This window comes from Pallidibacillus thermolactis (assembly GCF_025660415.1).
GTDB lineage: Bacteria > Bacillota > Bacilli > Bacillales > Caldibacillaceae > Pallidibacillus > Pallidibacillus thermolactis.
In genome coordinates this window covers 1-8017 of record NZ_JAOUSE010000083.1, presented here as the reverse complement: position 1 = coordinate 8017, position 8017 = coordinate 1, and the positions used below count along the sequence as shown (strand labels likewise).

Annotated in this window: 6 protein-coding genes and 1 pseudogene; 5 read left to right on the top strand and 2 right to left on the bottom strand. The window is 33.2% G+C overall.

Annotated features, from left to right (window positions below):
* Positions 1–185: 185 nt before the first annotated feature.
* Both OEV82_RS15640 and OEV82_RS15635 read left to right on the top strand, forming a co-directional pair.
* The gene (locus OEV82_RS15640) at positions 186–365 is read left to right on the top strand and encodes a hypothetical protein (protein ID WP_173659016.1); all 180 of its coding nucleotides are present in this window, start codon (positions 186–188) and stop codon (positions 363–365) included.
* Positions 346–492, top strand: a complete 147-nt coding sequence (locus OEV82_RS15635; protein WP_173659014.1) for a hypothetical protein — start codon at positions 346–348, stop codon at positions 490–492. Before OEV82_RS15640 ends, OEV82_RS15635 begins: the two co-directional genes overlap by 20 nt.
* Positions 493–573: 81 nt before the next feature.
* On the opposite strand, the gene OEV82_RS15630 is transcribed toward OEV82_RS15635, so the two are convergent.
* Positions 574–1041 (bottom strand): CcdC family protein, encoded by a 468-nt coding sequence (locus OEV82_RS15630; RefSeq protein ID WP_173659012.1) that lies wholly within the window; start codon positions 1039–1041, stop codon positions 574–576.
* Between the two features lie 692 nt (positions 1042–1733).
* Between OEV82_RS15630 and OEV82_RS15625 the strand changes: the two genes are divergently transcribed.
* Both OEV82_RS15625 and OEV82_RS15620 read left to right on the top strand, forming a co-directional pair.
* Positions 1734–2651, top strand: a complete 918-nt coding sequence (locus tag OEV82_RS15625; protein ID WP_173658992.1) for an exonuclease domain-containing protein — start codon at positions 1734–1736, stop codon at positions 2649–2651.
* Positions 2652–2939: 288 nt separating this feature from the next.
* Positions 2940–5065: pseudogene (locus OEV82_RS15620) on the top strand (thioredoxin domain-containing protein).
* A 90-nt stretch (positions 5066–5155) separates the two neighbouring features.
* On the opposite strand, the gene OEV82_RS15615 reads toward OEV82_RS15620, so the two are convergent.
* Positions 5156–6445, bottom strand: coding sequence for a trypsin-like peptidase domain-containing protein (locus tag OEV82_RS15615; protein WP_173658986.1), 1290 nt, complete (start codon positions 6443–6445; stop codon positions 5156–5158).
* Positions 6446–6823: 378 nt separating this feature from the next.
* Here OEV82_RS15615 and recA point away from each other — a divergent pair, with 378 nt between their 5' ends.
* Positions 6824–7876, top strand: a complete 1053-nt coding sequence (recA, locus tag OEV82_RS15610) for a recombinase RecA (RefSeq protein ID WP_173658984.1) — start codon at positions 6824–6826, stop codon at positions 7874–7876.
* The last annotated feature ends 141 nt before the right edge of the window (positions 7877–8017 follow it).

Genomic DNA, 8017 nt, shown 5'->3' with positions numbered 1-8017 from the left:
AAAATGTTTGTTTGGTCACTTACATTCTACTAGAAAGGGCGATTTTTTTGTGTTTATATGCACCGATTTAATAGAAAGAGGCTGCCAAAAAGTGAAAATTACTCACTTTTTGGACAGCCTCTTTTGTATGTTTTTATGCACAAGTGGGAAACTATAACCGATCAATTTTATCAGGAGGATTATATATGGCAAAACGTAAAGCGGAAAGAAATGCGGTGGAAAAGCATTCAAAAACACCGAAGAAAAATATTGAACAGACGGATTTTACAGCAGAATTTGCTCGTGAAGAGAATCCGATGAAAGGATTTAATCGAAATTCTAAAAGAGGAAGAGAAGGGAAACATAATGAAAGACCAATCGAATAAAAAACAAACAGGAAAGGCAAGTCATGTGGAATTTGGGATTGAATTCGGAAATATTAATGCAAATAAATTTATGGAGTTAGCCACGGATCATTTATCACGAAAAACTAAAAAGAATAAAAAGCAATAAATAAATTATATGTTACCTAGGCTGACAGACTAGAAAATGGGAGTCGATGTTTTACTCCCATTTTTTGGTGAATCTAATTTTTTATTTTGATAAATTGAATTGCTTTTCTATTTTAATAAACTGCAAATACATTACTATTCTCCATGGAATGATCATACCAAAGGCCAAAACCCAAAACATACCACCTAGTTCCCCAATATCAATCGTTTGTGAAAAATATAACTTTAATCCGATCCGAACAATAAGTAAAGAAACTAATATAATTGGAAAAGCCTTTGATTTTTTTAAATAAATTTTATTCCCGTTACGTTCAAATTTTGTCGTTACTATTAGAAAGATAGATAAAAGAATGCCAACAATGAACGCTTCTAAAAGTTGTAATAGAGAAATACGGAAATATGGAAAAATAAACATGAAAGCACCAGTACTCATAAATATAGGTGGTAGTATAATTTTCTTTTTTGTTACAGGATAGTTGGTCGCCTTCATTCGTATTACGATTACGATAATTGCCATTATAAGCGGAATAATTAATGATAAATATAACATAGGATCATCCTTATAAAAAATATATTCTTTAGAAAACTTACCATAAAACTAGTATTCATACAATGAACTTTATCATAATTTAATCATGAAATATCAAATAGTCAGAATAAAAAGATCAATGTATTAGTGTCTAAATGTGGCATTAAAATATCACATGAATTGCGAATAGTTTTATAATTTTTGATAGAACAATTGCAAAATGGAAAAATTTGTATTATATTAGTGATGTCATCATTGTGAAATTCTGATCAAGTGGAGATGTAAATATTTATGTTTGATGCTTATAGCTGAGTGATTAAGTCGTACCAATTGTCGAACATGTAGATTAGTCAATTTCATAATATATTTGAAGAGTAGAAAGTGGAAAAACTAAGACAGAATGGTTTAATATGCGTTAATTGATTTTTTCCAATCATCTTGTATTTTAGTTCGAAGGAAATTTCTTAAGACGTTTCCGCTTGAAAAGTGGGACGTCTTTTTTCCTTTAATTACGTGAACTTTCAATAAAAAAAGTACTGTTTTTTACGCTAATTTGTTAGTTTTGTAACAGAAAAATCTAGTTTCTCTTTTATAAGTAAAAATTTTTACAAGTCAAAAAATGAAATTGTATAATAAAAATAGTTTTATAAGAATAATCTTTTTATTCAAACATATTTATTGTGTTATTAACGTCTTGGGAGGAAGTCGTTTTTATGAGAGATTTTGTAGCATTTGATTTTGAAACGGCAAATGCTTCTAGGCATAGTATTTGCTCAGCAGGATTTGTTTTTGTTGAAAATGGGGAAATTGTTGAGGCGAAATATTCGCTTATTGATCCAGAAGAAGAGTTCGATAATTGGAATGTCGCCATTCACGGAATTCATCCTGAAGATGTAAAAGGGAAACCGACATTTAAGGAGTTTTATCAGGATATTCGTGAGCGTGTTTCTGGCAAAGTAATGGTTGCACATTATTTACCATTTGATGGGTATGCATTACGTGATAATTTATTAAAATATAAAATTGTCCCGACATACAATCAATTGCTTTGTACATATCAACTTTCTAAACGATTAATTAAAGGATTACCTAGTTACCAACTTCATTCGCTATGCCAGTATTTTGATATCGAGTTAAGTAATCACCATAATGCATTAAGTGATGCAATGGCATGTGCCCAATTAATGTTACGACTTTCCGAACAGTTTCAAATATATGACTTAAATGCAATATATAATAAAACAAATATCCGTGCTGGGGTGATGAATGAAAATGGTTTTCGCTCGTCAGCTGTAGTTAATAAAGATAGCTGTATTGATTTTAGAAAAATAAAGGTTAAGGAGTCTTCGGATCCATTAAGTCCATTATATGGAAAAAATATTGCTTTTACAGGGAAATTACAATTCTTTACTCGAAAACAAGCAGTTAAATTAGTTGCAGAAAAAGGTGGAAAGCCGCAAAAAAATGTGACAATAGACACTGATTATATTATTCTTGGGGATTTTGAAGAAGCGATGATTAAAGGAAAAAAAACCGCCAAACTGAGGAAAGTAGAAAAATTAATTCATGAAGGTTATGGGATTGAAATTATTTCCGAAAAAGATTTTTTGAAAATGTTATCAAACAGCTAAAGAGTTCTCAAAAAAGTAAAATAATGACTGTTTTTGGTTGTGTGGCGACAGAGATCATACAAAACGGCCCATTATGGGTGAAAATTTGTCTTCATGTGTTTCATTATTTGAATCAAGTGTCTTATTCATCATTTGATATTACCTATGTATTATTTGAAAGCTGACCAGCAAATCTTACATAGTTTAAGCAAAAAACTAAAATTATCATTTCTAACAACCTGATATAACTGCCAAAATAGGGTAATATATTTTGAACAGAATACTTATTTATTAAGGAGTGTGTTAAATATGTGTGAAAAAAAACATAGGTTTACAAATCGATTAATTCATGAGAAATCACCTTACCTTTTACAACATGCACATAATCCTGTCGATTGGTTTCCATGGGGGCCTGAAGCTTTTCAAAAAGCTAAAAGGGAAGGAAAGCCGGTATTTTTAAGTATCGGCTATTCCTGACCCCTCGGGGTCAATAATTGAAATAGAGGATGATTAGATCTACATGTCATTGGTGTCATGTGATGGAACGGGAATCTTTTGAAAATGAAGAAATTGCCCGATTACTAAACGAACGCTTTATCTCTATTAAAGTAGATAGAGAAGAACGACCGGATATTGACTCCATTTACATGCTTGTTTGCCAAATGATGACGGGGCATGGAGGGTGGCCACTTAATATTTTCATGACACCTGAAAAAGTCCCGTTTTATGCAGGCACATATTTTCCGCGTGAAAGTCGCTACGGGATGCCTGGATTTAAAGAAATTATTATTAATTTATATGAACAATATAAAAAGAATCCGGAACAAATTAATCATGTTAGCCAACAAGTAACTGAAGCCTTAAAGAAAACGCAAGAAAAAAATCAAGGTCAGAAATTAGATGATCATACAATTCATCGGGCGTTTCATTTATTAAAGAATTCTTTTGATTTCACCTATGGCGGTTTTGGGAAAGAACCAAAATTTCCAATGCCACATACATTGTCTTTTTTACTTATGTATGCGAAGTATTATCGAAACGATGATGCGTTAAAAATGGCCACGAAAACCTTAGATGCCCTTGCTGACGGAGGGATTTATGATCATATCGGCTTTGGATTTGCGCGTTATTCGACAGATAGAAAATTTTTAGTTCCCCACTTCGAAAAAATGTTATACGATAATGCTTTACTTTTAATCACTTATACGGAAGCGTATCAAATGACAAAAGATCCACGGTTTAAACAGATTGCAGAAGAAATCATGACCTATGTTACTCGCGATATGCAACATCCGGAAGGTGGTTTTTATTCAGCAGAAGATGCTGATTCGGAGGGGGAAGAAGGTCGGTTTTATGTTTGGCGACCAGATGAGATAAAAAACATATTAGGTGAACAGCTCGGATCATTATTTTGTGAGCTTTATGATATTAGTGAACACGGTAATTTTGAGGGAAATAGTATTCCGAATTTAATAGGAAAAAATGTCACTACATTTGCCAAACAAAAAGGGCTACATGTAGATCATTTCATGAAAGATATAGCAGAAGCGCGCAAAAAACTATTTAATAAACGAGAAATGCGTAAACGCCCGTTTAAAGACAATAAAATATTAACTGCTTGGAATGGGTTAATGATCGCTGGAATGGCTCTAGCAGCAAGAACTTTTAATAATAATCGTTATATTCATTATGCAGAGAAGGCAATAAATTTTATTGAAAAAAATTTAATCATCGATGATCGATTAATGGTTCGTTACCGTGACGGTGAAGTGAAGGAAAAAGGCTTTCTTGATGATTATGCTTTTCTTCTATGGGGATATATTGAACTATATCAAAGCACATTTAAACTGGAATATTTAGAAAAGGCCAAAAAACTGGCAAATCAAATGATTCAATTATTCTGGGATCAGAAAGAGAGTGGATTCTTTTTTAGTGGTGCTGACAATGAACAACTTCTTATCCGACAGAAAGAATCCTATGATGGTGCTCTTCCATCCGGTAATAGTGTTGCGGCATTACAATTATTACGTTTGGCAAAACTTACTGGTGAATATACATTTGAAGAAAAAGTACAGCAAATCTTTGATACATTTGCAGGAGATATTGCTGAATATCCAAACGGTCATACGATGATGTTACAGGCAATTTTATTAAGTAGGCAAACGTTAAAGGAAATTGTCATAATTTATGACAAAGACAATCACAAATTAAAGAAGATCATTCATTCGATCCAACAAAATTATCATCCACATCTCCATTTATTAGTAGGAGAAAAGTTTAATGAAGTTGTGCCTTTTGCTAGTGAATATCAAAAGATTAATGGTTTACCAACGGTATACGTTTGTGAGAATTTCCGATGCCATCAACCGACAAATGATTTAGACCAGGCATTCATACAAATTTTTAACAATGAAAAGACGGAAAACAATGATTAGCAGATGGGGCTGACTTTTTTCAGCTCCATCATTCATTGATTTTCATTAATTTCTTTATTTATAAAACGTTTATTTTATAGTTATGTTTATTTACTTTTCTTTATCGGATGTTCTTAATTGCACCTCAAACATATGTTTTTCACTGCCTATATAAAACCTTTGTTTATGTTGAATCAAAAATTGATATTGTCCTGGGATTTGTGTTCCGTTTTCTAAGAAAGTGCCGTTTTTTGAATTATAATCGAATAAAATGAATTGTTTTTGCTTTGGGTAAAATGCAATAGCGCAGTGTTTTGGACTGATTTCTTCTGAAGAAATGACGAGATGACATACGGAAGGATTACTGCCGATTATAATTGGTTCAGTAACGGGAAAAACTTTACCTGCATATTGACCATGAATGCCGATTAAATATGGATGTAATTGGATACGAGGCGGTAAAGAAGTGGTTGGGTGAATCGGATGATTATTATTTGAAAGGAAAGATGCCTGCTTATACATCCTTTGTTTTCTACGGACGTTCCGATCTTTTTTTACAAATAATAAATAAAGTGTAATGATAGCTAGTAGAAACGAGGCTGAGGCGAAAACCATAACCAAAATGTTAATCATATTCCATTGAGTTTCCTTTGGTCTTGGTACTAGCTCATAATCAATCCCAAGCTCATCTAACTCAACTAATAATTCATCTACTTGTATCGCCCAGTTTATTCCATCTCCCTTTCGAATTCTCTCAGGAACCACTTGACCATCTTCATCAATAATCATGCCATAAGCTAAGGAAGCGCTACTATTTATACCTATTACTGTTCCCCAGTCAGAAAATAAAGGTCCTCCACTATTACCCGGGTTTAGTGGTGTGTCCGTTTGGAATAATGCAACATCCAATTCTGAGTAAACTTTTGCACTAATAATTCCTTCTGTTGTTTTTACAGTCGTTAAAGAAGATCCGTCCATACCTTCAGTGGCAGCTGATGGAAATCCCATAGCATAAACACGATCGCGAACTTCCATTTCTTCGGAACTCGTAAATTTTACAATTGGTCTGTATAAAGGCTCTTCTGCTTCAAGAATCGCTAAATCTTTGATTTCTGAAGACCATATTACACTAACTTCAATCCGTGTTTCTTCGTCTAATAGAATATAAATTGGGAAATCGAATTCATACCCACTGATAACGTGAAAATTCGTTACAATATGATAATCACTAACAACGAAACCAGATCCAGTTTCTACCGAGTTACTATTAGAATAAATTACAACCATCACAGTACTTTGCATATTTTCTTCTGTTGAAATATTCGCTTGTACAGGCTTAATACTGATTAAAAAAAGGAACAGAATCAAACAGGTTTGGAAGATCTTTTTGATTTGCTTCATAGTTGCTTACACCCGCTTTAACTTTATTGATATAGATTAAAAAAGAAAAACACGTTGATACCAATTTATGTTTGAATTGTGAATTTATATCTTGGTCAAATTTTTATGCGCCATTTTCCATCAATAATTTGCTGAACATTTTGGATCCAGTTTTTCTTTTTTGCTAAAAATAAATTTTTAATATGAAAAAAATACAAAAATTCATTTTTCTCTTATACAAAAAATCAATTTTGAATGAAAAATTGGAACTGAAAATTAACGAATGGATGTTCGATAAAATACTTGGCAAGCTGTAAAAAAAAGTATATAGTATAGATAGGAATTTTTCTTAAAACCTTTTGAAATTAGGAATTGTATATAGAGTGAGGAGGAAATTTTGTGAGTGATCGCCAGCAAGCCTTAGAACAAGCATTAAAACAAATTGAAAAACAATTTGGTAAAGGTTCTATTATGAAAATGGGGGAAAGAACTGAAACCCAAGTACAGACGGTATCAAGTGGATCGTTAGCATTAGATATTGCATTAGGTGTTGGAGGATATCCTCGAGGAAGAATTATTGAAATTTATGGACCAGAAAGCTCAGGTAAAACGACTGTTGCACTTCATGCCATAGCTGAAGTACAAAAAGCAGGTGGGCAAGCTGCATTTATTGATGCTGAAAATGCTCTCGATCCAGTATATGCACAGAAACTAGGAGTAAATATTGATGAACTTTTACTTTCTCAACCAGATACTGGTGAACAAGGGCTTGAAATCGCAGAGGCATTAGTACGCAGTGGCGCTGTTGATATTATTGTTGTTGACTCAGTAGCTGCCCTTGTACCAAAAGCGGAAATTGAAGGAGAAATGGGCGATTCCCATATGGGATTACAAGCTCGCTTGATGTCTCAAGCAATGCGAAAACTTTCAGGTGCTTTAAATAAATCGAAAACAATCGGGATTTTCATTAATCAAGTTCGGGAAAAAATCGGCGTCATGTTTGGAAATCCTGAAACAACTCCAGGTGGACGAGCATTAAAATTCTATAGTACCATTCGATTAGAAGTGCGTCGTGCCGAGCAATTGAAACAAGGCGGCGATATTGTAGGTAGTAAAACAAAAATTAAAGTTGTAAAAAATAAAGTTGCACCACCATTTAAGTCAGCTGAAGTTGATATTATGTATGGTGAGGGGATCTCAATCGAAGGAGAAATAATTGATATAGGTGCAGATCTTGATATCGTTGAAAAGAGTGGTTCTTGGTATTCTTATAACGGAGAAAGACTTGGTCAAGGTAGAGAGAATGCAAAATTATTCATTAAAGAAAACCCTGAAATGAAATATGAGATCTTGAATAAAATACGTGAACATTACGGTCTCGGACAATTAGACGAAAATGGCGAGTCCGAATATAACGAAATAGACCTTGAACAAGAAGAACTTGATATTTAAAAAAGATCACAATTGTGATCTCAGCTTGTAGACAAAGTCCCTAACTAGTGGCCAAATCTACAGGCTTTTTTTGTATAATAGGGATAGAATTCTTGGTTAACGGGGGAAATTTAGGATGTTATCGAAGCGTACAGACAATAA

Excerpts from the sequence above, each read along its gene's own strand:
- OEV82_RS15615 (WP_173658986.1), bottom strand. The coding sequence starts at position 6,445 with ATGAAGCAAATCAAAAAGATCTTCCAAACCTGTTTGATTCTGTTCCTT.
- OEV82_RS15630 (WP_173659012.1), bottom strand. The coding sequence starts at position 1,041 with ATGTTATATTTATCATTAATTATTCCGCTTATAATGGCAATTATCGTA.
- OEV82_RS15635 (WP_173659014.1), top strand. The coding sequence starts at position 346 with ATGAAAGACCAATCGAATAAAAAACAAACAGGAAAGGCAAGTCATGTG.
- OEV82_RS15625 (WP_173658992.1), top strand. The coding sequence starts at position 1,734 with ATGAGAGATTTTGTAGCATTTGATTTTGAAACGGCAAATGCTTCTAGG.
- OEV82_RS15640 (WP_173659016.1), top strand. The coding sequence starts at position 186 with ATGGCAAAACGTAAAGCGGAAAGAAATGCGGTGGAAAAGCATTCAAAA.